At 38.0% G+C, this 25,867-nt stretch carries 19 protein-coding genes and 1 riboswitch; of the genes, 4 read left to right on the top strand and 15 right to left on the bottom strand.

What is annotated here, in order from left to right:
- Positions 1-119 precede the first annotated feature (119 nt).
- The 10 genes from QM481_RS16350 to QM481_RS16395 form a co-directional block, all read right to left on the bottom strand.
- On the bottom strand, positions 120-1,196 hold the full coding sequence (locus QM481_RS16350) for a Gfo/Idh/MocA family protein (protein ID WP_283382486.1): 1,077 nt from the start codon (positions 1,194-1,196) through the stop codon (positions 120-122).
- Between the two features lie 456 nt (positions 1,197-1,652).
- Positions 1,653-2,531 (bottom strand): 4,5-DOPA-extradiol-dioxygenase, encoded by an 879-nt coding sequence (gene ygiD / locus QM481_RS16355; protein WP_166550077.1) that lies wholly within the window; start codon positions 2,529-2,531, stop codon positions 1,653-1,655.
- 209 nt (positions 2,532-2,740) lie between these two features.
- Positions 2,741-3,304, bottom strand: a complete 564-nt coding sequence (gene cobC, locus QM481_RS16360) for an alpha-ribazole phosphatase (RefSeq protein WP_283382487.1) — start codon at positions 3,302-3,304, stop codon at positions 2,741-2,743.
- A 10-nt stretch (positions 3,305-3,314) separates the two neighbouring features.
- Positions 3,315-4,091 carry an adenosylcobinamide-GDP ribazoletransferase gene (locus QM481_RS16365; protein ID WP_283382488.1) on the bottom strand — a complete coding sequence of 259 codons (777 nt, stop codon included), beginning with the start codon at positions 4,089-4,091 and terminating at the stop codon, positions 3,315-3,317.
- A gap of 257 nt (positions 4,092-4,348) precedes the next feature.
- Positions 4,349-5,389 (bottom strand): nicotinate-nucleotide--dimethylbenzimidazole phosphoribosyltransferase, encoded by a 1,041-nt coding sequence (cobT, locus tag QM481_RS16370; RefSeq protein WP_283382489.1) that lies wholly within the window; start codon positions 5,387-5,389, stop codon positions 4,349-4,351.
- Positions 5,386-6,090 carry a Dph6-related ATP pyrophosphatase gene (locus QM481_RS16375; RefSeq protein WP_283382490.1) on the bottom strand — a complete coding sequence of 235 codons (705 nt, stop codon included), beginning with the start codon at positions 6,088-6,090 and terminating at the stop codon, positions 5,386-5,388. Before QM481_RS16375 ends, cobT begins: the two co-directional genes overlap by 4 nt.
- Before the next feature lie 37 nt (positions 6,091-6,127).
- On the bottom strand, positions 6,128-6,631 hold the full coding sequence (gene cobU / locus QM481_RS16380; protein WP_283382491.1) for a bifunctional adenosylcobinamide kinase/adenosylcobinamide-phosphate guanylyltransferase: 504 nt from the start codon (positions 6,629-6,631) through the stop codon (positions 6,128-6,130).
- A gap of 99 nt (positions 6,632-6,730) precedes the next feature.
- Positions 6,731-7,663, bottom strand: a complete 933-nt coding sequence (locus tag QM481_RS16385; RefSeq protein ID WP_283368556.1) for an ABC transporter substrate-binding protein — start codon at positions 7,661-7,663, stop codon at positions 6,731-6,733.
- A 296-nt stretch (positions 7,664-7,959) separates the two neighbouring features.
- Positions 7,960-8,556, bottom strand: coding sequence for a DUF6580 family putative transport protein (locus QM481_RS16390; protein WP_283382492.1), 597 nt, complete (start codon positions 8,554-8,556; stop codon positions 7,960-7,962).
- Between the two features lie 63 nt (positions 8,557-8,619).
- Positions 8,620-10,587 carry a TonB-dependent receptor plug domain-containing protein gene (locus tag QM481_RS16395; protein WP_283382493.1) on the bottom strand — a complete coding sequence of 656 codons (1,968 nt, stop codon included), beginning with the start codon at positions 10,585-10,587 and terminating at the stop codon, positions 8,620-8,622.
- A gap of 163 nt (positions 10,588-10,750) precedes the next feature.
- Positions 10,751-10,953, bottom strand: a riboswitch (cobalamin riboswitch).
- A gap of 390 nt (positions 10,954-11,343) precedes the next feature.
- Between QM481_RS16395 and QM481_RS16400 the strand changes: the two genes are divergently transcribed.
- The 3 genes from QM481_RS16400 to QM481_RS16410 all read left to right on the top strand — a co-directional run bounded on the left by QM481_RS16400 (position 11,344) and on the right by QM481_RS16410 (position 15,302).
- A complete protein-coding gene (locus QM481_RS16400; protein WP_283382494.1) occupies positions 11,344-13,641 on the top strand; it encodes a GH92 family glycosyl hydrolase in 2,298 nt (765 codons plus the stop codon).
- Between the two features lie 369 nt (positions 13,642-14,010).
- Entirely contained in the window at positions 14,011-14,394 is a 384-nt protein-coding gene (locus QM481_RS16405; protein ID WP_283382495.1) for a hypothetical protein, read from the top strand.
- 578 nt (positions 14,395-14,972) lie between these two features.
- Entirely contained in the window at positions 14,973-15,302 is a 330-nt protein-coding gene (locus QM481_RS16410; RefSeq protein ID WP_283382496.1) for a hypothetical protein, read from the top strand.
- A gap of 84 nt (positions 15,303-15,386) precedes the next feature.
- On the opposite strand, the gene QM481_RS16415 is transcribed toward QM481_RS16410, so the two are convergent.
- The 5 genes from QM481_RS16415 to QM481_RS16435 all read right to left on the bottom strand — a co-directional run bounded on the left by QM481_RS16415 (position 15,387) and on the right by QM481_RS16435 (position 23,864).
- Complete coding sequence (locus tag QM481_RS16415; RefSeq protein WP_283382497.1) at positions 15,387-16,859, bottom strand: calcineurin-like phosphoesterase C-terminal domain-containing protein; 1,473 nt, start codon at positions 16,857-16,859, stop codon at positions 15,387-15,389.
- A 305-nt stretch (positions 16,860-17,164) separates the two neighbouring features.
- On the bottom strand, positions 17,165-18,601 hold the full coding sequence (locus tag QM481_RS16420) for a SusD/RagB family nutrient-binding outer membrane lipoprotein (protein WP_283382498.1): 1,437 nt from the start codon (positions 18,599-18,601) through the stop codon (positions 17,165-17,167).
- Between the two features lie 10 nt (positions 18,602-18,611).
- The gene (locus QM481_RS16425) at positions 18,612-22,067 is read right to left on the bottom strand and encodes a SusC/RagA family TonB-linked outer membrane protein (RefSeq protein ID WP_283382499.1); all 3,456 of its coding nucleotides are present in this window, start codon (positions 22,065-22,067) and stop codon (positions 18,612-18,614) included.
- Positions 22,068-22,212: 145 nt separating this feature from the next.
- Positions 22,213-23,190, bottom strand: coding sequence for a FecR family protein (locus QM481_RS16430; RefSeq protein WP_283382500.1), 978 nt, complete (start codon positions 23,188-23,190; stop codon positions 22,213-22,215).
- A gap of 89 nt (positions 23,191-23,279) precedes the next feature.
- Positions 23,280-23,864: an RNA polymerase sigma factor gene (locus QM481_RS16435; RefSeq protein ID WP_283382501.1), complete on the bottom strand. Its 585-nt coding sequence runs from the start codon at positions 23,862-23,864 to the stop codon at positions 23,280-23,282.
- Positions 23,865-24,051: 187 nt separating this feature from the next.
- Between QM481_RS16435 and QM481_RS16440 the strand changes: the two genes are divergently transcribed.
- Entirely contained in the window at positions 24,052-25,653 is a 1,602-nt protein-coding gene (locus QM481_RS16440; RefSeq protein WP_283382502.1) for a DUF1800 domain-containing protein, read from the top strand.
- The last annotated feature ends 214 nt before the right edge of the window (positions 25,654-25,867 follow it).

A 25,867-nucleotide genomic window follows, 5' to 3' on the forward strand; every position in this document is an offset into this window, starting at 1 on the left:
GGATTTCATGACTTTCTTTTGTTACTTTTCTTGTGTCAAGACAAGAAAAGTAAAGAGTGGCGAAAGGAAATTTCGTTTTTCTAATGAAAGGCAAATTAAAAATTCAAACATACTCTTACCTACAACATCACAGGCAATCCAGTTTTAACAGATTCGTCACAAGCAAACGCAATTCTTAAACTATTGACTGCATCTTCCACGTGGTCTTCTAAGTTCAGGTCTTCTTGGATTGCTTTCAAGAAATAGGCTTGTTCTCGATTACAAAGCTCTTGATGATCTGGCTCGTCGGTGAGGTTAATCCATTCATCAGGTTTGGTAAACGCATTATTTCCATCAATATCCGCATAGTGTACACGCAAAGATTCCGTTTTAGTATGGGCATCCACATTATCAGATTTGCCTACGCCACCTGCTTCTTTGGCAACAATCGATACACAACCTTTTGGTCCAATTACATCTTTGACAAAAAAGGCCGTTTCACTCATCATTGGTCCCCAACCAGCCTCGTACCAGCCCACTGAACCATCTTCAAAGCGAATTTGTAATTGACCATAATTATAATTTCCTTCGGGAATATCATTGGTCAATCTTGCACCAATAGCATTGACTTGCAATGGTTTCGAACGAGTCATTTGACACATCACATCAATATAATGAACGCCACAATCTACAATCGGACTAAGGCTTTTCATCAAATTTCTGTGCACATCCCACATATAGCCATGACTTTGTTGGTTGAGATTCATGCGCATAACCAACGGACGTCCTAATCCAGAAGCAACTTCTACAAATTTTTCCCAAGATGGGTGATGTCTCAATATATATCCAACAACAACTTTCTTATTTTTCTCTTTTGCTTTAGCAGCTACTCTTTCAGCTCCAGCTACGGTGGCAGCCAATGGTTTTTCGATAAACACATGACAATCAGCTTCTAATGCCTGAATGGCAAAGGCTTCATGGGTATCAGGATAAGTTGAGATACAAACCGCATCGGGTTTAGTAGCTTCTAAGGCTTCTGTATAGTCATTAAAAAGAGCATAGCCTCCTCCTAATTTGTCATTGAGCACTTCCTTACTTTTTCCCGTAGAAACAATTCCGCAAATCTCGAAATTTTCTGAATTGTGATAGGCTGTGGCGTGCGAGGCACCCATATTTCCACAACCGACAACCAATACTTTGATTTTTTGAACTGACATGTTTTTGGTAGTTAAATCAATTTAGATATGTGTATGCAATCTGTTTGTTAAAACAATCAACTACATCCAATATCCTTTCTTTTTTATGAAAATTGGATATGATGTGATTTCTCACTGTTTAGCTCAAATCTATGAATTTATGCTGAATATATTGTCCTGCCGAGTGAAGTTCCTGAGAGAAAAGAGCATAGCAACAAAGCCACAAAGAGAAGTAATAGTTTTTGCATTTCAACTCAAAATATCTCTATGTCTTATTTTTATTGTATGCACTAAGTAATCGTGAAGACTAACTAGTTCAAGACTTAGTCTTGGGCTCATTTTTTTATACAGTTTTAAACTGTATAAAACGATAGTTTGAGACCAAGCCTCAAACTATCGTAGCATATAATCTTATTTTAGAGACTATAAGCGCTTTCACAAATAACTGATATACAACCAACTAATAACATCTTATACTTATGATATTTTGAAAGAAGTCATCGATATTGCACCTAAAACAGTCTTATCGTTGAATACGCTCACTTGTTCTTGGGCTTGTTGTGTTCCAAGCGTATAAAGCAAAGGTAAATAATGATCTGGTGAAGGCGCAGCCAATTGTACAGCCGAGCCTAAACTTTGGTAATTAATCAGAGATTTATGGTCTTGATTTACTGCCATTTTTTTCAACATTTCATTAGCTTCCAATGCCCAATCATACCCGTATTCTGGCAAACGAGCTTTGTCCCAAGCCAAGCGACGAAGATTATGAACGATATTCCCACTACCCACAATCAATACGCCTTTATCCCGTAATTTGGCAATTTCTTTTGCCAAGTCATAGTGATATTGTGGTGCTTTGGTATAATCTAAGCTTAACTGCAAAACAGGAACATCGGCCTTTGGATAAATATGTTTGATAACACTCCACGCACCATGATCTAAGCCCCATTGTTCGTCGAGACCAACCTCTGTGGTATGAATTGCCTGCTTAGTTTCCAAGGCAATCGAAGGGCTTCCCGGTGCAGGATATTGCACATCAAATAAAGCTTGAGGAAAGCCTCCAAAATCATGAATGGTTTTCGGTTTGGGCATGGCAGTAACAAAAGTACCTCTCGTTTCCCAGTGCGCCGAAACACAAAGAATGGCACGTGGTTTAGGTAAATCCTGTCCTATTTTCTTCCACCCTCTCGAAAACTCATTATCCTCAATTGCGTTCATCGGACTGCCGTGTCCTAAGAAAAATGCAGGCATTCTCTCCGTCTTTGGAGCGTTTGCTAATTCGTTTAAAGCCTTGATATCCATATTCATAGTGGCTGGCAATATTGCCATAGCCTTTAAAAACTCTTTGCGATTCATGTATATACATTAAATTTCCATAAAGGTAACAATAATTATTATCTATTCATTTCATGAACAGTAAAATTTAATGTATATACACGAAATTTGGTGTGTAAGTTTGGTATTGAGTGATTTAGAGATTCACACAAGTAGAGACGTAATATTTTACGTCTTTCATTCCTACACAAGGATAATTGAGCTTACAAAAGGATTTTTGAAGGGAAAATTTACAAGAACTTTACCTTAAAGAAGCCATATTGATATTGTATTTTGATTACTGCACCATAATCAATATCGACTGCGAAGACTTTTTGAGCGGGAATTTCTAAAATTAAATGTAAAATCGTTCGTAATAAGCCACCATGGCAAACGATGACTTTATGGTTTGTTGTTTGTTCTAAAGTCGTTTCCCAAACAGTTTTTACTCTTGCTATCATTTGTGAAAAACTTTCACCATTGGGAGTCGGAACATTGACAAAGTCTTGCATCCACGGCTGACTTTCTTCTTCAGGAATATCGTTCCAAAGCTTCATTTCCCAATCGCCAAAATTCATCTCCATCCACCTTTTATCTGTTTGGAATGCTTTTTCTGGAAACAAAAATTCCATCAAATGAGTACAACGACTTAGTGGGCTTGAATGTAAATCAAAATCCACTTGGGTCGATGGAAGTTTCTTTTGTATAACTTTTGCTTCCTCCTCAAAGGTCTTTGCCAAAGAAACATCACTTTGCCCATAACACAGTCCCTTAGGAACATCCACAGAAGTATGTCGAATCAGATATATATCCATTATGAAAATCTTATTTTACTGTCCAAATTCCCACTAAATACAAATAGGCGATAACCTCTGTCAATTGTTGAATGCTACCTAAACAATCGCCTGTGTAGCCACCAAGCCATTTGGTAAAATACCTAGCCAGATAGGCACGCATTAAGAATATAGGAATCAATACTCCAATAATTCTCCAATCTTGTGTTAGATAAACCACTATACACAGCGGTATTAAAGCAAAGATAGAAGCTACAAAAAAAGCACTTATTCCTATTTTCTTGCCAATAGGTTTTGCCTTGCTTAGGGCATCTTCGCGCACATATTCATGAGTAAAAATCATCGACAGCGCCGCATATCTACTGAGTGGATGTACCAACATGAGAGCATAAATTTGATAATCTTTACCAATGTAAAAGAGGCTACTTACCTTTAAAACAAGCGCTAACCCAAGACCCAACAACCCGAATGTTCCCAAGCGAGAGTCTTTCATAATATCCAATATTTTCTGTTTGGTCCAGCCTCCACCGAATCCATCGCAAACATCAGCTAATCCATCTTCATGAAAACCTCCTGTTGTTAGGATACTTGCAACCAAACTCAAAAGAATAGCAATTGGGAAAGGTAACACCAACGAAAAAAGCAAGAAAACAAGGCTCGAAATAGCGCCCATTATCCAACCTATCACTGGGAAATAAACAGTTGCTTGGTTAAGCATATCCTCGTCATGTTTCATCCATTTGGGCACAGGAATACGAGTATAAAACATGAGAGCGTTAAGAAAAATATGAAACTGTCGAGTTAGCATGATAAGATAATTTAATTTTCTGATTTAGGCACTAGGCAACAGGCACGAGGCACAGAGTGTTAAAATGTTTTTTAATAACCACCGACATGCTTTTTTACAAAGCCCACCGCCGAAAGCCGTTACCTGAAAACACAAGGCACAATCTTAAATTTTATTTTGCCCATTAAGCAAAAAATGTAATCATGATTTCATTAGAAACACTTTTATACTTTCAGCATACTTCATATAGCCTAATGCCTACAACTTACAGCCCAAAGCTAAACATTAGATACCCCAGCAGACTCAAAACTAGCCATTTCGTTCATAAAGTTTACGGCAGATTGGATAATTGGATATGCCAATGCACAGCCTGAGCCCTCCCCTAAGCGTAAGTCTAGTTTGAGTAAAGCATTGGCTCCTAGGAAATCCAACATAGCCTTGTGACCGCTCTCGTCTGATTGATGACAAAAAACGGCATAATGCGAAATATTAGGTTCAATTTGATGCGCTATCAAATAGGCAGATGTTGCGATAAATCCATCTATCAACACAATCATGCCTAGTTCGGCAGCTTGTAGCATAGCTCCTACCATTTGAGCAATTTCAAAACCACCAAATGCCGTCAATACTTTTAGTGGGGTATCTAATCTGCGATGTAAATCTTGGGCTTTTTGTAGAAGTTGTAATTTAGTTTTTAGCGCTTGATCATCTAGTCCCGTTCCGCGACCCACGCATTCTGATAATGGCAATTTGCAAATTTTACTCATAATCAAGCTTGCTGACGAGGTGTTGCCAATTCCCATTTCACCAAAACCAATGATATTACAACCATTTTCAAAAATCTTTTGAATGAGTGCAGCTCCTCTATCAATGGATTTTTGTCCTTCCTTAATACTCATGGCAGGTTCTTTCAAATAATTGTTCGTGCCAAAAGTATTTGGAATTTTATTATGAATGATAGGAAGGCTTTTCTCAAAAGTACCGTTAACACCTGCATCTACCACCTCTAAGGTAATGTTATGTTGACGACAAAAGACATTTATTGCTGCCCCACCTTGCACAAAATTCATAACCATCTGATAGGTCACTTCGGGAGGATATTTACTGATGCCTTCTTGTGCAGCACCGTGGTCACCTGCAAATACGACTAAATGAGGTTTTTGTAAGGAAGGATTTAAAGTTTGTTGAATCAGCGAAATTCGCAAAGCAAGTTTTTCTAATTGCCCCAGTGCGCCTAGTGGTTTGGTTTTGAAATCTATTTTATGCTGAATAGCTTCTAAAATAGATGAGTCTGGCACGGGAATATGGAACGTTTTCATAAAGGAATCAAATCTGTAAAGTAATATGTTGTGCGGTGCATGTTGAGGGCTGCATCCTTGTATTCGTAAGTTTTGTCAACGGTCTCTCCTATCTCAAACTGAATTTCTTGGCTAAAATATGGTGCTTTAAAAACGAATGTATGAAACTCACCATTTTCTCCGCAGGGGTCGATATTGGGTGGAAGGTCGTTGACAAAGTCTTTGTCGAGGATTCTGCCGCAAAAACTTTTATCTAATAAGTTTCCATTCACACTAACCACAATGGTTTGAAATCCTAGAGACCAAAACTCTTCTAGCAATTCCATCGAATCTCTTTTCCAAATAGGGAAAACACCTGTAATACCTTGTTGAGCCAAACGTTCTTCTCTATGTTTTCGAAGATCTTCTAAAAAAATATCCCCAAAAATGGAGTGCGTAATCCCCTGTTCCAGTAATGGATTGAGTGTCTCAGCCATTCGTTGCTGATATTCCTCCATGGAAACTGTTTCTGGTAAACGAAGCGTTACAAGAGGTTTGCCAATATTCTGAGCTTGCTGTTGGAGCAATTCTTCACGTACTCCGTGCATAGAAATACGTTTGAAGGAGTCATTAACCGAGGTAAGAAGCGTCTCGACACTCAAATTAGGGTCTTTTAGCGCATGATAAAGACTCAATGCCGAATCTTTACCTCCTGACCAGTTCATGAGGGCTTTGTGTGTCATGTTGAAATAATAGTTTAGGAGCAAAATTCAGTTAAAATTACTTAATCTGCACAGGAATCCCGCTTACCATTAAGGTTGCTTTTGTTGATTTTTGGGCAAGATATTGGTTGACCCATCCTTGCAAATCTACAAACTTTCGTCCCATTTCAGTTTCAGCGTGCACGCCCATTCCTAATTCGTTGGTAATAAAAATAATCGTAGCATTGAGCTTTGCCAATTCGTCAATTTCTTGTTTCGCTTTGCTTAAACAAACCTCAATATCATTTTTTTCATCAATAAAAAAATTCGTCAACCAAAGTGTTACACAATCAATCATATACACTTTTTCGGCTTCGATTACTTTACTGATATTTTTTTCTTCTTCTATCAAAGTCCAACGCTCGTTGCGATCGCCACGATGACGTTCGATTCGTTTTTCAAAATCTCCATCCCAATGCCTTGCCGTGGCAAGATACGTTGGGGATTGCGAAAAACTGAGGGCAAGATTTTGTCCGTAGCTACTTTTCCCACTTCTGGCACCGCCAGTAATCATCCAAATCATGGTATTATATTTATAGCTGTTGGCTTTAGGCTTTCAGCATTCGGAATTTCATTTACTTTAGGTAAGGACATTTTTACAATCGAAACTCAGCACTAATACCTACACCAAAACTGATTCGTAGATATTTACGGCTTTGTGTTTTAAATGTGCTGGAATTTCAAAAATTTCAGGATGAAATAAGGCAGCCAATACCTCTATTCCATTGACCAAAGTTGAAGCACTCGGTTGAGTAAACATGTCGAAATCAGCCAAATACACTTGTTTGTTCTGCACAGCTTGAAGTTCATCCCAGCCTTGTTGTTTTTCGAGCAGAAATAACTCTTCTCTAGCACGTTCGGTTTCGAATCCACAAGGGGCAATCACCAACACTTCTGGATTATAACGTTTTATTTTATCAAAATCAGTCACAATACTGTAGCCCGCAGGATTACTCAGCATATCTATTCCTCCCGCAAAAGCAATCTGATAAGGTATCCAGTGCCCACAATTATATACGGGCTGAATCCATTCCAATAAGCTCACTCGTCTAACGGGTGCTTTGTGTTTACGTAGGGTGTCTATTACCGCGTCTATTCTAGCATTGAGTTTTGACAAATATTCATAAGCTGCCTCCTCTTTTCCTAAAGCTGTTGCTATTTGAATGGCACAATCAAACACCTCTTTAAGATTTTTGGGTGTAAGTGCTACCAATTCAGGAACTTTTGGAAGTTGAGATACTGCGCTTGCGGTACAAACGGTATCTATTTGACAAACCTCACAAACATCCTGTGTAAAAACCACATCTGGAGCGGCTTTTTCGAGACGCTCTTGCTCCACGTAATACAGGCTTTTTCCTTGGGCTTTGTAAGAAGAGAAGATTTTATCAATCTCATCGCTCGTGTAGTTATTATCCTCCAATACACAACGCACCACAATTGCTTTTTCCTTTCGGGATTCCGTACTACATTCAAATGTCACACCATAAAGGTCTCCCTGAAGATTCATATCATAAATCATCTGGGTAGCAGCTGGTAAAAAAGAACAGGCTCTCATATTAAATAAATGGCTATGGGGTTTGGACGGTAATTGGCTGTGAGATTTGGGCTATCAGCTTTCGGCCAATGTTTCTATAGTTGCCGAAGAAACATTTTTAAACTTTTACCTCAAGACCTATTGAATTTTATTCAAAACAAACTGCTGATTATCAATAATTTATAATTCATTATTAAAAAAAAGGTGAGAACTACTATAGTTGATCCGAGTATATATTAAACAATAGGTTATAGGTATGATTGAGAAATTAAAGAGTGTTACTTTGAAAAATTAACCAGATTTTTCAGAACTAAATACTAAGCTTGTTCAAAGGCAATATTCGGTAATTTTATTTTTGCAAATTCAATAGCGCCAAACATTACGGCACCATAACCCAAAGTTCCTGCTAAGAAATTGAGCATATATGGGTATCCTTGGATATAGCATTGGATTAGTCCGTTCAAATCTCTTGAAAGTGGTCCGCCTGTGCGAATATCCATACCTCCACCAAACCAAACACCAAAGTCAACTAACAACCAAAATCCTATCGATGCAGCTACACCACTCAATAAGAAATTTTGAAGATTTACTTTTTTCATCAAGACTTTTCCTAGTAGTACTATTCCCGCAAAAATGGCATAGTTATACATCCAGCCGCTATACATGATACCGTATTTTCCTCCATAAATCATCCCATTGATGATTAAGTCAGAAAATAAAAGTGTCAATAAAGGAAATGCGAAGGCTTTCCAGCGTTGAGAAAAATAAGTACCTCCAAATAAGCCCATAGCGCCAATTGGCGTAAAATTACTCAAAGGATTGAGACATGAGGCGTTGATGAGGCGTGCTGTTCCTACCAAAATTACAATTGATAGTAGCAGACTTACACGTGGATTTAGTTGTGTTTTTGTCATGTTTGTAATCGTTTTTACTGTTAGCAAGGCAGAAAAACAGTGTTTTCTACCTTGCCTCGCTTTTTAGTGAATACTAAATACCGCTCCAGCCATGAAGTTACGACGACGACTATTGTAGCCTGGCACGTCCGAAAACTCCTTGTCTGTAAGGTTTTTCAAATCAAAGAATAATTTGATGGTCGAATTGATTTGATACTCTGTATAAAAATCTAATGTTGTGTAATTTCCGAGAACAACTTTTGCATCGTCGTAAGGACCACTACTTGCTTTGCTTACCGAACGAAGTGCTAATTGAGCTGACCAATTTCTCAAGATTTGATAAGCCACATTTACGTTAACTGTATGCTTTGGGCGACGGAAAAGATTGGCATAGGTGGTGTCTTTACCAGCTACTTGTGTAGTTACTTCGCCATCTACAAAGGTATAATTGGCTTTTACTTGTGCTTTGCCAATACCCCATTGAGCATCTACTTCAAACCCATGGTCTTTCTGTTGACTCAAGTTTACATAACGTCCCCAAGGGTCTTGGTTGATACTGATATAAGCAATCACATCTTTGATATTGCGATTGAAGTACACCCCACGAATATATGATTGGTGATTCTTGCTAAAAAATTGGGCACCGATTTCACCTGTTTTACCTACCTCTGGCTTCAAAGCTTCGTTGCCATAAGGTGAGAATAATTGGTATAAGGATGGCGCTTTGTAGCTTGAAGAATAGGTAGCTAATACTTTTAATCTTGACCCAACCCAATAGAACGGATTAACGTTATACGTAAAGTTGTTACCATAAATAGAATGATTGTTGTAACGTCCACCAAGCTCTAAACCAAATCCATTGAAGTCTTGTAAATTCAAAGAAGTATAGCCACTAAACAAACTTGTATTGGCTGTTGAAGCTTTAATAGCTGGACTTTCATATGGGCCATAGCTACTGATAGACAAATACGTTTGGTCGGTATTTTGCCAACGGTTTTCTACGCCTAATACCCATTTGATTTTATCAGAAAATGTATGAGCATAGTAAGCCTCCGCAAATCTTGCTACGCCACGGTAGTATCCATAAGAATATTTGGCAAAAGCACCAGCCTCCACATGAGCCGAATCATCAACATAAACTCTTTGACCGTTAGTTTGCTGAAAATTGACCGTTAATTTTCCATTTTTCAATTGGTAAGCACCGCCAACAGACCAAAGCAAGTTCTTATTTTCAAAAGTATAGTCTTTTTCATCTTTGAAAGACCCTGCATCCAAGTCAGTTTTGTAATAATTACTCATCAAATCAGCTCTCAACGTTAAGTTTTCACCTACTTGTTGACCCAATTTTACCTGAAAATTATTTTGCTTAAAACCGTCATTATCAAAAGCAGTTTTAGCTGTTTCTGGCTGTTTAGCTGCAGAGATACCATTTGATTTAGTACCATTCCACGACAAGCCATAAGTCGTTTTTTTGTACTGACCGCCTGCATTTACACTAGCACGGTAGGTATCATAGCTACCACCTGCCAAGCTTCCACTAAGACCTAATTTTTTACCACTATTTTTTGTCGTGATAATATTAATGACACCTGCTACAGCATCGGAACCATACAAACTAGACTGTCCACCTTTCAAAATCTCGATACGCTCGATTTGGTCGATAGCAATCAAGTTGATGTCAAACGAAGTAGAAGCACCAGAAGGGTCATATACAGGCAGGCCATCGACCAAAATCAAAGTATAACCAGCGCCTGCGCCACGCAAATACAAATCTTGGTTAGTACCAAGTGTATTCTGAGAACCAATTACCGTAAGGCCAACTTGTTGATTCAACAACTCGCCTATGGTTTTACCTTTGCTACGCTGGATTGTAGCTGCATCAATTACTGTAACTACTTTTCCTGACTGAGACTGCTTTTGAGGATATTTGTTTGTACTAACAACTACCTCATCAAGCACCTGAGTCTTTTCTGAATTTTGAGCAATACTTTCTACACTTGCACATAAGGCAAGCATTACTACTGATGGAATAAACTTTGAAGAATAAAACATTTAGAATTTGAACTTCCATTTTTTTATTAACCCATTTCAAAACATTCATTCTAATACCGCAAAAGACAGCACAGAGAACTGTTTAAAAATGTTGATAATGGTCAATAAAAAAAGTGAAAATACTATGCGAACGCTCGATTTTTGCTCATCCTCCGTAAGCGCCTATCAAGAATAATCTATGGCAGGTCTCCTGACTTCACTCGTCAAACTCGAACCTTCCCGAATTGCTTCAGTGGTTATGAGGATTGAGTTGACACGATTGAGTGTTACAGTTGCGGGGACAGTTCAGGTATCACACCTGATTCCCTATTAAGCTTTGAGGTTTTTACTGGGAAAAACTAAAGCACCATAAACTGTTGGCAAAGTTAGGCAAAAAATTAGGACAAAAAAAATAGCGTATCAACTAAATCGATACGCTATTCCAAACTACACCAAATATTATTATGATAACCACAATTGTGGCTCTCGAAAGTCTTGTTTCATTGTAAAAGCACTTTGATGTTACAAATTTGAGTATTTATTATTAATAATAAAATAAGTAATTATACTTAATTGTTAGCAAAATTTATAGATTTAAAATAAGTGCTTTCTTAAATTACTCAAAAAAAACCAGAAAGTCACAAACTTTTATTTTTCGGACTCTCATGCAAATGCGTATAATCATTTCAAACAAATCTGTTAACTTCAAAGCCAATCTCAATTTTTTACATTAATTCTATAATCAAACATTTTTTTACTCCCTGAAATTTTAAAAAAATGACCCATTTTCTAAAAAACTCAAAAATCTTAACACTTTTATTCGGCAGTTTGACGCTTGGTACACAAGCCCAAACCGTTGATAAAGTAAATGACCCCGTAGAATGGATTAATCCGTTGATGGGTACAGCTTCAAAGCCTAGTCTTTCTACAGGAAACACTTATCCAGCCATTGCTTTGCCTTGGGGGATGAATTTCTGGATGCCACAAACTGGAAAAATGGGCGATGGTTGGGCTTACACTTACGATGCCGACAAAATTCGTGGCTTCAAACAAACTCACCAACCAAGTCCTTGGATCAACGACTATGGTCAGTTTGCGATTATGCCTATCACTGGCAAAATTCGCTTTCAGGAAGACCAACGTGCTAGCTGGTTTTCACACAAATCCGAAATTGCTAAGCCCTATTACTACAGTGTGTATTTGGCAGATCATGACGTTACTACCGAAATCACACCTACGGAACGTGCGGCTATGATGCGGTTTACCTTTCCGAAAACTGACAGCGCTTTTGTAGTAATTGATGCTTTGGATAAAGGTTCTTTTGTGAAAATTATTCCTGAAAAAAATCAAATCATTGGTTATACTACCAAAAACAGTGGTGGCGTTCCCGAAAATTTCAAGAACTATTTTATCATTCAGTTTGACAAGCCTATTACTTACAAATCGGTTTGGAAAGCTAAAGAATTACTTGCGAACGAATTATCAGTAACAGATAATCATGTTGGGGCGGTTGTAGGATTCAAAATTTCCAAACGTGGCGAGCAAGTAACAGCTAAAATTGCTTCTTCTTTTATCAGTTTTGAACAAGCTGAAATTAACCTAAAAGAAGTAGGAAATCAATCCTTCGAGGAGGTCAAAAACTTAGGAAAAGGTATTTGGAATACCGCTCTTTCAAGAATTGCAGTAGAAGGCGGCAGCGTAGACCAAACTCGTACTTTTTACTCGTGTTTGTATCGTACCATGCTTTTTCCAAGAAAATTCTATGAACTAGATGCCAAAGGAAAAGTTGTTCACTACAGCCCTTATAATGGTCAAGTATTGCCAGGCTATATGTTTACAGATAATGGTTTTTGGGACACCTTCCGTGCGGTATTTCCATTCTTTAACCTAATGCACCGTAATTTGAACTCACAAATTATGGAAGGGTTGGTCAATGCCTATAAAGAAAGCGGGTTTCTTCCAGAATGGGCAAGTCCCGGGCACCGTGACTGTATGATTGGTTCAAACTCAGCTTCCTTAATAGCCGATGCTTATATCAAAGGCGTTAGAGGTTTTGATGTTGAAACACTCTATCAAGCAATGTTGAAAAACAGTGAAAATGAAGGGCCATTAACATCGGTAGGTCGTAAAGGCGTAAAATACTACAACGATTTAGGATATGTACCTTATGATGTAAAAATCAACGAAAATGCTGCTCGTACACTTGAATATGCTTACGATGATTTCTGTATTTATCAGTTAGGAAAAGCATTAAATAAGCCAGCTTCAGAATTAGAGAGATTTGCCAAACGTTCACAAAATTACAAAAATCTCTATGACCCAAGTCACAAATTGATGCGTGGCAAAAATGCAGATGGTAACTTCCAATCACCTTTCAATCCGTTCAAATGGGGCGATGCGTTTACAGAAGGTAACTCTTGGCATTACACTTGGAGTGTATTCCATGACATTAAAGGATTATCAAATTTGATGGGCGGTAAAAAGGAATTTGCCAATATGTTGGATTCTGTTTTTGTGGTTCCGCCCGTTTTCGATGACTCGTATTATGGCTTTGTGATTCATGAAATTCGTGAAATGCAAATTATGAATATGGGTAATTATGCACACGGCAATCAGCCTATTCAGCACATGCCTTACTTGTATAATTACGCAGGACAACCTTGGAAATCACAATATTGGGTGCGCGAGGTGATGAACAAACTCTATCAGCCAACGCCAGATGGTTATTGTGGTGATGAAGATAACGGACAGACTTCTGCTTGGTATGTTTTCTCGGCAATGGGCTTCTACCCTGTTTGTCCGGGTACAGACCAATATGTATTAGGTGCTCCATTATTCAAAAAAGTAACCTTGTCACTTGAAAATGGTAAACAAGTTGTGATTAAAGCGCCAAACAATAGTGCTGATAACAAGTATATTGGCAATTTGAAATGGAATGGCAAAGATTATTCTAAAAACTGGTTAAGCCACAATGATTTGCAAAAAGGAGCCACTTTGGATTTCTTGATGCAGTCAAGCCCAGCGACGAACAGAGGTGTATCGGAGACAGACATTCCTTATTCGTTTGTGAAGTAAAATTGTGATTATGGTTGTGGTACTTTTTTTAGAGCTCTCACAACCTTCTTCTATCTAATAAAGTCGACCACTTCTTTTCTAAAGCGCTTTTTGACATTTGATCAGAAAGCGCTTTTTTAGTTTAAGGTGGGCAAGACGCTTAGGGTAACAATTTGATAGTCAAGTTCCCTTGCAAAAATTCTTAACAGATACTAGATTTAATAAATCTACTAAAAGCCTGAGTGTTTTGGGTATAGTATAGTAATCATAAAACAGTACATAGATGAATCGTTTAATAAGTTAAAGTGACAAAACTTGCCTTGTTTTCGTTTAAACATAAAATTTGTACTTTATTAATAAATTCACTTAAATCTTAGGACATTCTCGCCTATGAAATCTCAACAACTATTCCTTGCTATAGGATTTGCTATTATTACTACTTCAATTTATCAAGTAATTTCAGTCTGGAACACGCCGATTACCTCCAATATTCCAGTGCTGTTTTTCAATGTTTTTTTACTGGCACATTTCGCCCTAGCTCTCAAACATGTTTTGGCATCAGAGAAACTTTCTTATTTCTATGTAGGAGGGTTATTTGTAGCGATGAGCATCAATGGATTTATGCTAAAAATGGAAGAAGCATCCTTGATTTCACAAGTTTTGCTTACTGTTACAACCGTTTCATTGAATTACGTGAAAGCTAGTATTGACGAGCAAAATTGGGAAGAAGATAATTATGTTTTACTCGATAAGAGAGAATTAGTGGAATTGTAGATAATCGTTTGAAGCAAGCAATTCAGCTTTACCAAAATCCTTGATAATTTTTCGTGTAGTAATATTTACGCCGAAACATTATCAGGGATTTTTTATTAAATCGTAAAATATTAAGTCAAAATCTATTGGTTTTTAATCACAACTTATTAATTTAGAACTAGTTCACCTTTCATTCTTTTTAAAAGCAGTTATATGAAAAAGTTCTTAATCCCTCTCCTGATTTTATCAATAGTGAGTTTGATACTTTTTTGTCATTTCTTCGTTGGTATTTACCCAACACTCGACCAATTCCACCTATTTTTCGGAAGTACGATTACGGTCACAGGTATTTATCATCTGTATAACCTCCGAACAATTCTCAAGTCAATAAACTCCTTTAGTGATTTTAATTGGGATTATTTTTCATACAGCTTATCTATAAGCATTTTTCAAATCGTCTGTAGCTATTCCGTATCAACCTGGTCTTTATTGGGGTTATTTTCTTTAAGTGCTGCCTACCGACTATGGAAAGTAGGCAAAAAAACACTATCATAACATTTTATTCCACTCAAATTATTTCACCTAAACTATCACTCATCATGAACCTTCACAAATGGTTACTAGTAACTGGCATACCTATTATTGTCAACGTTTGTTTTGCTCAATACAAAACACTTCATTTTCCTTTTGACCAAAGCTCTATTTTATCCCTTTTCTTGATACTTATCAACCTTGTACTTTTTTATTTTTTGAGTAAATACCTTAGAAATCCCGAAAGTAAAAACTCCTTTTTCCCCATAGAATATCTCTATGCTGGTTTATTGATCAATATAGGAATATTGTTCGATAATATGTCTTTAGTATTTGCCTTCATTACACTCGTCATCATCAATCTTAGAATGATAAGTTTAAAATTGGGAAAAGTATAAATGTAAAACCCTTGGAACTGCTCAAGGCTTTTCCAAGGGTTTTCTTCAAGTACACCAATTTATTAAACTGGAATAACGGTCATTCTACAAATTAATTTTTTCCGTGTACTCATTCCCAAATCTATCAGTGGCTTTCACAACAATCGTTTTGGCTTGTGATGAAGGTTGAGCAAAAAATAAATGATCTGTTAGCGTTGGATCAACGAATTTATGTTTTTTGGGTAAATCAGCGCCTGCAAAAAGCTCAATGGCTAAGGGGTCGAGTCCAATTTTTTGTTCCATTGCTCCTTTTGCTATTCCATCTTCCCACCATTCAACTTTCCACTTTTTGTCCCAGTTCCAAACATTGGCAATAATACTTTCTGGAAAATCCTTATTTACTCCTTTCGGATACACTTTCAATTGATACGTGGCAGGTTTGCCTGTTCCTTTGTAATACCAAGAGATATTTCCACCATCAACCTGATACACGCCATATCCACTTGGTGAGCCATCCGTGCAAATGGGACCTGTCCACCATGCACCGCAAACCGTTCCGTGGACGTGCTCGATGATATTGCCTTCCTCCCATTTTTCATTCACGTGGGTATGTCCCGACATAATATGTGCTTGGAATGGTTCTAGCATTTTGTACAATTGACGTCTATTGGCAACAGTTCCACCTAATTCCTCCTCTTTTAGTTTATTACGACGAGCATGACCCGTGTTAGTCGGAATATGCAGGCTCACTACAACAGTTGAACCTTTGGGCACAGAAGCCAAATCTTGTTCCAGCCAATGCAATTGATTTTCTGTTAGATACCCAACGTATTTCTTGGCAGTACCCATAAAAAACACATCGTCCAGAACCACATAGTGAACTTTGCCACGATTGAATGAATAGTAGGTTGGACCAAAAGTATTTTTAAAGGTTTTTGAAGAAAAATCGTCAGTTCTAGCATCCAAATCCATGTCATGGTTACCAATCACACTAAAAAATGGAATCTGAGCTTTTCCAAAAGCTGAAATATAATCATCCAACAATTCAAAATGATCCCAAACTAGATCTCCACAACCGATACCATGAAAAAGAGTATCCTTAGGAGCGACTTTTACCAATTCAGCCAAATCTTCGCCAGACTTTTGAAGTTCTTCAGCATCTTTTTTAGAAATAATCTGAGGGTCAGCCCATACCACAAATTGGTGTTTGGTATCGTCAACAGATAAAGGGTTTATGGTAAAGTTTGCTTGAAAAGAACTTTTAGTCGTATCTATTTTTTGATAAAAACGAGCAACTCCCTTTTCATTGGGAAATTCATATCCTGATGGCACACTGATATATACAAACTCAGCTTGCGAATGCACCTTGATTTGGTATTTACCATTATTATCGGTTCTAACCACTGTGTAACCATCTGTCACTGATACCTGAGGAATACCTTTGCCGTTGGCAGAAACAGTACCTTTTATTGTGACAAATTCAGTGTTGGTAGACTGGTCATTTTCTAGCACAGAGGGTGAACTTAGCACAGCCCCTCCTATTCCAAAATTCTTAAGAAAATTTCTTCTACTAAACATATATTTTGGTTGTTTTTATAGCTAAATATTAATGCTGAATTGTGAATTAGTGGTGTAAGAAGGTTGAGTTTTATCATTAAAATAAAATTGATGTAGCTGCAACTCTTGCGGTTGCAGCACTCAAAATGGCAACCGCAAGAGTTGCAGCTACACCCAAAAAACGATAAATAAGAACTTTATTGAACAAAATAAAAAACTTCATACAACACTAATTCCAAATGGCAATTTTCAAATACAAAACACTGATTATTAAAATTTTACACCCACAATTCATCACTCACAACTCAGCACTCACAATTACTTCCTTACTTCGTCCACCATGTTTTGGTATTGATATCGTCTCCTCCCATTTGTGCTACTGCCTTGTCGTAATTGGCACGATTAAGTGATTGCGTCGATAAGGGATATTTTAATCTCATCGGCATTTTGCCATTGTTTTCAACACCTTTCCCAACTGGCAAAATAGGATATCCTGTACGCTTATATTCAAACCATTGTTGCATATCATTGAAAAATAGAGCAATGTATTTTTGCGTCATAATTTGTTGGAGAGTTCCGTTGTAGGCAACGCCCGAACGAGTCAAAAAATCCGTTGGTTGCGTTGCACCCCAATATTTCATCGAAGCAGAAATACCTTTCTCATAATGGTCTTTGGGACTATCGGTGGTATATCCTTTGAACGCTGCCTCAGCCAACAAAAACTCTACCTCCGCATATTGCAAGATAGTACCTAAAATTAAAGAAGTTTTAAGATTTTTGTTAAGTTTTGAAGAACTTATCGCATTCATCGCTGGACCGTCGGCTATGGTATAACCGCTTGGAATACCTGTGTATTTACCGCTGGCTTTGGTAGCCCAAATATCCAATCTTGGGTCAGACCAAGTGCTTAGGGTTTTGATAAAAAACTCAGAAACGGCATTTGCTCCGTTAAAATCATAATCACGGGCACTGGTAAAGGGATTTAGTAATGGCGTGACTTGGGTAAATTTCAAAGCAGCACTTTCGTCAGAACTAGCCATTAATGGGTATTTGTCGGGGTTTGCCAACATGGCTTTCAATTGTGCTTGTAAAGCTGGAGATTTGGCTTCACCACGCATTAATAGGCGTAAACGAAGCGAATTAGTAAATTTTTTCCAGCGCAAAGTTCCTACTGTACTCTTATCTGCTCCAAACAAGGCATCTTGTCCTAAAGTTAAGGTTTTACTTACGTCATAAAGCGTATTGGCAGTATCCAGCTTTGCTATCAAATCGGTATAAATGTCTTCTTGTTTATCAAAAGCGGGATTTACTACATAATTTGGATACCCTTTCAATGCTTGTGAATAGGGAATATCGCCATAAATATCGGTCAGATTCGCAAACAACCAAGCCTTTAAGGTAAGTCCGATGGCTAGGTAATTGGGCTGTGACATGGCTTTTGCCTTTTGAATCATATCTTCAATATTGGTCAATGACAAATAATAATTGCTCCACATATAATCTGACTCACTCGGAAAAAGCACATATCGATGAAACACCGTATTGCCTTCGGTCAAAGAAACTGTTACTTGCATCAACTCATTATTGAGACGATGGCTTCGACTCAAACCAGTGTTAACTCCTTCCAAAATGGCAGTATTCATAAAGCTACCAGCTGTGGCGGACGATACCCCTTCTGGGTCGTGATTGAGTTCCTCCATGCCTTCTGTACAAGACGTCAGAGCTACGATAAGAAAAAGATATAAAAAGATAAGTTTTTTCATGTTATAAAAATTAGAAAGATATAGTAAGGTTTGCTCCCATAGTACGCGTAGATGGGAATTGTCCAACTTCTAAACCTGGGGTGATCGTAGCATTATCGAGCGTAGATGTTTCGGGGTCAAAAGCAGGGAAAGTTGACCATACAAATAAATCACGACCGTAAATTCCGATACTTGCAGTTCTTAAGAAAGTCTTACGAAGCACTTTTGCAGGAATGGTGTAAGCCAAACGAGCCTCTCGAAGTTTGACAAATGAAGCGTCAAATGTATTAGCCTCCACATTGTCACGACCATACCATTTGTTGTAATACGTTACGATATTAGTCGCTTTGGTGGTATTAGGCACATATTGTCCGTCGGCATTGAGCGTTACACCTTGTCCAATGATACCGTCATATCTACCTGCTAAGGTGGCTGTATTTTTACCTTGTTCACCCAAAATAGAATTCGTCAAAGAGAAAATTCTACCACCTTGTCGAATATCAAATAGTACAGATAAACTCCAGTTTTTGTATTTAAAATTATTAGAAATACTTCCCCTCCAATCAGGATTTGTATTGCCAAGGTTAACGAACTGATCGGTAAGCACAGGGTATCCATCTTTGTCAAATACAATTTGTCCTTCTGGCGAACGCTTAAAGCCTAGTCCGTAAATTGTTCCTAAAGGTTGTCCTTCTCTGGCTTCGACTGTCACACGGCTACCAACATATTTTGCCAGTATTACACTTCCTGTTTCGTTGTTTAACTCCAATACTTTATTCCTATTCATCGACCAATTGACTGTTACATCCCACGAAAAGCCAGCGTAATTTTTCACAGGATTGCCATTTAAGGTTAATTCGACACCTTTGTTTACGACTTTACCCATGTTGATCAATGAAGAGCTATATCCTGAAGCATATTCCACTGGTGCATACAAGATTTGGTCAATGGTAGTTTGTTCATAAACGGTAGCGTCCAAACTCAAACGATTTTTGAAAAAACGCCATTCCGTTCCTGCCTCAAAGGAGTTATTTCTTTGTGGCTTTAGATTCGGATTGGCAATCACATTAGGACTTTCGAGTTCACCCGGGAAAGTACCTGAGTTATAGATTTTTTCTAGATTATAGGTTCCTAAGCGAGCGTCATAGCCTACACTGGCGTAAGCACCACGGATTTTACCATAGCTTATCCAATTAGGCATATTAGTCATTTGAGATAAAACCAAACTCAAAGTAGCTGAAGGATAAAAGAAAGAATTATTTTGTTTTGGTAAAGTACTACTCCAGTCATTACGACCTGTAACATCCAAAAAGGCAAAATCTTTGTAACCAAGGTTAACAAAACCATACAAACTGTTAATACGCTTTTCGGCACGGTCACTTTGGGTGAGAGGTAATTGTTCAGAATTTGCCAAATTATACACCCCTGGAATCACCAAGCGGTCAGCTAATTGATTGGTAAATTTTTGACTTTGTTTCAAAATATTTCCTCCAAAACTGGTTGTCACTTGCCAAGTTTTTTCAAGTGGCAATTTGTATTTCAACAAAAAATCAGAGTTAGATTCGAGGTTAAATACATTTTGCTGACGGTACATACCCGCTTGAAATTTTTGGGTATTCTTAGGACGTTGTTGCGAACGAAATTCATAACCCATATCCAAACCAGTACGCACCGTTAAATCCAAGCCTTTCAAAATATTGTAGGTAGCCGACATAGTACCCGTTACATTATGACGACTCGATTTGTTCAGCATTTCATATACAATCAAATAAGGATTATCAATCAAAGAACTAAAAGGGTGATTTTGTTCCAAACCTTCTTTTCCTGGCAACCAGTAAGGCTGATACCAATCCAAATTAACATTCGGATTTTGGAACGCAATAAAGTACATAATCGACTGGTTGTTGTAGCCCGTCGACGGAAGGTTATCGCTAAATTTATTGTAATAATTGACCTTCGCAGCAGTACTCAACTTTGCCGAAATCTGTGAATTATTTGAGAAACCTAAACTAATACGTTCATAGCCTGTATTAGGCAAAATCCAGTTATTTTTCATTTGGGAAAGACTCAAACGAGTATTGCTTTTGTCTTTCACATTGGTAATCGAAATATTGTTTGACAGGGTTACTCCTTGCTCAAAAAAGTTTTTGCGATTGTCTGTATAGGGTTTCCATGGTGTTCTTTCGGTAAAAGCACCATTGGCATCACGCGGTGAGTCATATTGATAAAATGATTGACCATCAAATTTAGGTCCCCAAGCCGAACTTGTACTTTGCGTTCCTGCACCATCTGCCGTTGTACCATAAGAGTAATAATTCTGCCCTGCCGTTCCTTGCCCGTATTGGTATTGATAGTCTGGCCAACGATTTACTTGGTCAACACTTACATAAGAGTTAAAAGACACCCCAAGACCTTTTTTGTCTTTACTTGCGCTCTTGGTCGTGATAATAATCGCCCCATTGCCTGCACGAGAGCCGTACAAGGCTGATGCCGCAGGACCTTTTAGTACGTTGATAGACTCGATATTATTAGGGTCAATATCTGTTAGCGCACTTCCAAAATCGATAGGAGAATCGCCACCTAAATAGGCTCCATGTCCTACACCCTGAAAAGAAGTGTTAATCGGTTCGCCATCGACTACGATTAAAGCACCAGGGGAATTGAAATCCAAAATACTTTCGCCACGCAGTGTCACACGGCTACTTCCCATAGGACCATCGGTTTTGGTTAGGTTCAAGCCTGCAACTTTACCTGATAGTGCATTCATAAAGTTGTTGGATGGTGCATCCGTCACTGCTGAACCATCTAGTTTTTGGGTAGAATATCCTAAGGCTTTTTCCTCTCTTTTGATACCTAAGGCTGTTACTACTACCTCATTGAGATATTTGTTATCCTCTGATAACTGAACATTGAGACGGTTTCTTCCTTTTATTGGAACCTCTTGTGAAGTAAATCCCACAAAGGAAAATAATAATACTGCGTCTTTTTCTGATATGCTGATTTTGAAATTTCCATTCGCATCAGAAGTGGCACCTTTGCTGGTACCTTTTACCGATACGTTTACCCCTGGCAAAGCATCGCCTGTTTGAGCATCGGTGATTTTTCCACTTACCGAAGTATGGTCTTGCGACTTTGGGCTTGCTTTTAGGACGATTTGATTATTTCCAGAAAAACTAAAATCGATATTTCGGTTTGAAAAAATACTATTCAGTACTTGTTTCAAGTTTTGATTTTGGACCGAAAAAGTGAGTTTATCTTTTTCCGAAATCAAACTTCCTGCATACACGAAACGCACGCCTGTTTGTTTTTCTATTTGTGTTAAAACACTTTCTAGGCTCTGGTTTTGAGCCTGAACCGAAACTTTGTTATTCAATACTTCCTGTGCTTGGGATACTTGTGCATGACACATACCAAAGCCTAATGCCAACGACAGTGTGGGCACCGAGATGATTCGCCTTATCATTAGCGAGAATCGATTTTTTTGCATAAGTTTGCTTAAGATAATAACCTATAAGGGCACCTTGTAAAAGGCGCTACGACGTGGGAATTGTTTGCAAGGTTAATGAAGCTCGACCCTTCATTGACCTTTTTTTATTTGTAAAATAGTCTAAAACTATATTTTGGACTCGTATTTATTGGCAAATTCCTGTGATAATAACCTCCTTTCCTTTGATTTGATATTGGATACCTAATGAAGATTGCATCAATTGTAGAACTTCTTCCAAGCTAGCATTTTCGAAAGAAGCAATCCATGTACAATCTAATAACTGAGGGTTTTTGATTCGAAATGACACCGCATACATTCGTTCTAATTTTCTAAAAACCAAACCCATACGCTCACGTTTGAAGTAAATTTTTCGTTCCCTCCAACTGATTGACTCTCTGGCATCTTCCACATTTGACTGTTCCAAAACAGCTTTTCCTTTTTGATAAATACATGTTTGATTTGGAAGAATTAAGCAATTACTAGTTCTATTATTTGCCATTTCTACAGCAACTTTCCCTGTCAATACTGTCACATTTGCTTGTATGTCTTGAGCGTAATCATGCACATCGAAAGTGGTACCTTTCACCGTAGTGTTCAGGTGTTTTGAGCTCACTACAAAAGGTTGTTGAGGGTTGTGCGTTACCTCAAAATAAGCTTCCCCTTCTAAATATACGTGACGAGTTTGTCCAAGTAGTTTTGTTGGAAAACGCAAGCTCGAGGCACCATTCAGAAATACCTGTGTACCATCTTCCAAAGTGACGGTAGCGTGTTCACCAGCTTTTGTTTTGATGGTCTGATAACTTAATTCATATTCGGGGACTGGTTGGTTGTATCTGTCAATCCATTTCCAAGCCAAGAGAGAAATCAACAACAAACTCGCTGCCATTCCAGCACGAAGCCCCCATGAAGATGCCAAACGAATAATTGAAGAAACTTTTTTAGCAGAAACCTTCAGCCAAATTTCTTGTTGAACTTTTGCTAAAGCCTCCTCGGTGTCGGAAGGTTGCAATGAACTATCCTCATAGAGCGATTGTGCCCATTGATCAAAAAGGGCTTTTCCTTCGGGGCTTTCTTGACCACTGAGGTATTCTCGTAAAATTCGCTCCTGCTCTTTGGAAATCATTCATGTAAAGGAAATGGGGATGTTTTCCTTTCCTTTCATGTATGTATTCGTGCAAGGTAAGTTTTGGTACTATGCTGAAATATGATTTTTTAAAAAAAAGTAGATAATAAAAGCCCAAGAGTTGCAAACTCTCTTAATCGAAAACGAACTAATTGTAGCGCTTTGGATAATTGATTTTTGACGGTTTGAGGGGAAATTTGAAGCTTTTGGGCAATCTGATCAACTGAGAGTTGCTCGAAACGACTAAGTTGAAAAACTTCTCTGCATTTTTCTGGCAAAACATCCACCGCTTGATGAATATGATTGTTCAAATCATTGGTCAGGATGGTTTGCTGAGTTGAGAAATCAGACTCGGAGGAAGATTGAAGAATTTTCTGGACATATTCTTCCCGCACATATTGTTTTCGAATTTTATCCAATAGTTTATTTCTCACAATAGCAAACAAATAGGATTCCGAAAATACAGCAGCATCGATTTGTTCTTTTTGCATCCATAATTGCGCAAAAACATCTTGAATCAAATCTTGGGCATCCTCGGTATTGGGCGTGGTACGGCGTGCAAAGACATAGAGCTTTCGCCAGTACTTTTGATAAAGTACCTCAAATGCGTCGGAATCGCCCGCTTGCCATGCTTCAATTATAGCAATATCATTTTGAAATTTAGTGTTTGTCATAACGCAAAACCAATTTTGCCACAAAGGTAAATCTTGATTTTTGCTAAGTCTCGACTAGTACATTATGCTTTTATTATGGTATTGTTAGGTATATTTTATTGTAAAGCCTTTTACTAGGTTAACGACAATAATTAAACCTTTTCAATCATTGAAAATCTAAAAGGTCCAACTCTAAGCACAACATACTATGACTTTTTCAAGTAAACAAATTAAAGGAGGATTGGAGGAATATAAAGGTGAATGGAGTACGCCACAGATTACTCACTTGCTCAAGCGGGTAATGTTTGGCGCCAAACCAGCCGATGTAAACTATTTCAAAACCAAAACTTTAAGTCAGTCCGTCGATGAATTATTAAAACCTCAATCGTTTCCTGAGCCTCCCCTCAACTATTACAATACGAGCGATTATACCGATCCAACAGGCATTGCACTTGGCGCCACTTGGGCATTTGCCGCTTACGGAGATGGCACGCTCAATAGTAAGAGGAGAAATAGCTACAAAGCTTGGTGGTTGCAACAGATGTTTTATCAGGGAAGAAGTCTCCACGAGAAAATGATTCTATTTTGGCACAATCATTTTTCTACCGAAGCAGATACCGTAAGTGACGCACGCTATTTGTACAAACATCACTCATTACTACGAAAATTTGCTTTGGGTAATTTCAAAACTTTCGTTCGAGAAATGTCCATTGACCCTGCTATGCTGGTGTATTTGAATGGAAATAAAAATACCAAAACAGCGCCAGACGAAAACTACGGACGAGAGCTACAAGAGCTCTTTACAATGGGAAAAGGCTCCGACTCAAAGTACACAGAAGACGACGTAAAAGCCGCAGCTAGAGTATTGACAGGCTATGTCGTAAGTGCTCTGACTATCGATTATAGCTTTACTCCAAGCAGGCATGATACCAGTGATAAAACCTTTTCGTCGTATTACAATAACACGGTCATAAAAGGGAAATCAGGTACAGATGGTATGTTAGAACTGGATGAATTAGTCAATATGCTATTTCAAAAAGAAGAATTAAGCAAGTTTATTTGTCGGAAAATTTATCAGTTCTTTGTGCATTATGATTTGAATGAAAGTGTCGAAAAAAACGTCATTACGCCGCTCGCCGAAATTTTCAGAAAAAATAATTTTGAGATTACTCCAGTCCTTTCTACCCTCTTTAAAAGTCATTTTTTTTATGATGCACAGCTTTATGGAGCTGTTATCAAATCTCCCCTAGATTTAGTTATTGGAAACCTTCGTGAATTTGATGTGATATTCCCAAATCCGAAAACGGAATTTGTGGATGTCTACACGTTTTTTGTAGAAGTCGTTCGACAAGGTACGATTATGCAACAAAGTATTGGAGACCCTCCCAACGTAGCTGGTTGGGCGGCTTATTATCAGCAACCGATATTTTACGAAGCATGGATTACGGCAGATACTTATCCCAAAAGAGTGCAATATACCGACACCATAGTTGCTAATGGAATCACCCGTAATGGGAAAAGAATACAGATTGATGTCATTGCTTTTGCCAAGAATTTACCCAAACCCAACGATCCCAATTTGTTGATTACCGATTCCATTGCCTTGTTATACAAAGTGCCCGTTTCAGCAGAAAGAATTGAACAACTCAAAAGAGACATACTGCTTTCGGGGCAGTCGAGCGACTACTATTGGACCGAAATCTGGGATACCATGCTGGTAAGACCGCAAGATACCATGACACTTGTCAAGAGCAAATTACAATCACTTTACCAGTACTTATTGTCATTGCCAGAGTACCAATTAACCTAGTTATGAGTGATGAATTGTGAGTTGTGAATTAGTAGTGTTCTAAGGATTTCTAACTATTTCAGATTTGGGATTTCTGATTTCGGAAATATAGAAGCTTATACTTCCGAAATCCAACATCCGAAATAAACAGTTTTATAATCCTTAGGACACTAGGTGAATTGTAAGTGAAATATTTTACTCTAATTCATTTTGCACAATAAGTTGATTTCGGTAT

The organism is Flectobacillus rivi (assembly GCF_030056655.1).
GTDB lineage: Bacteria > Bacteroidota > Bacteroidia > Cytophagales > Spirosomataceae > Flectobacillus > Flectobacillus rivi.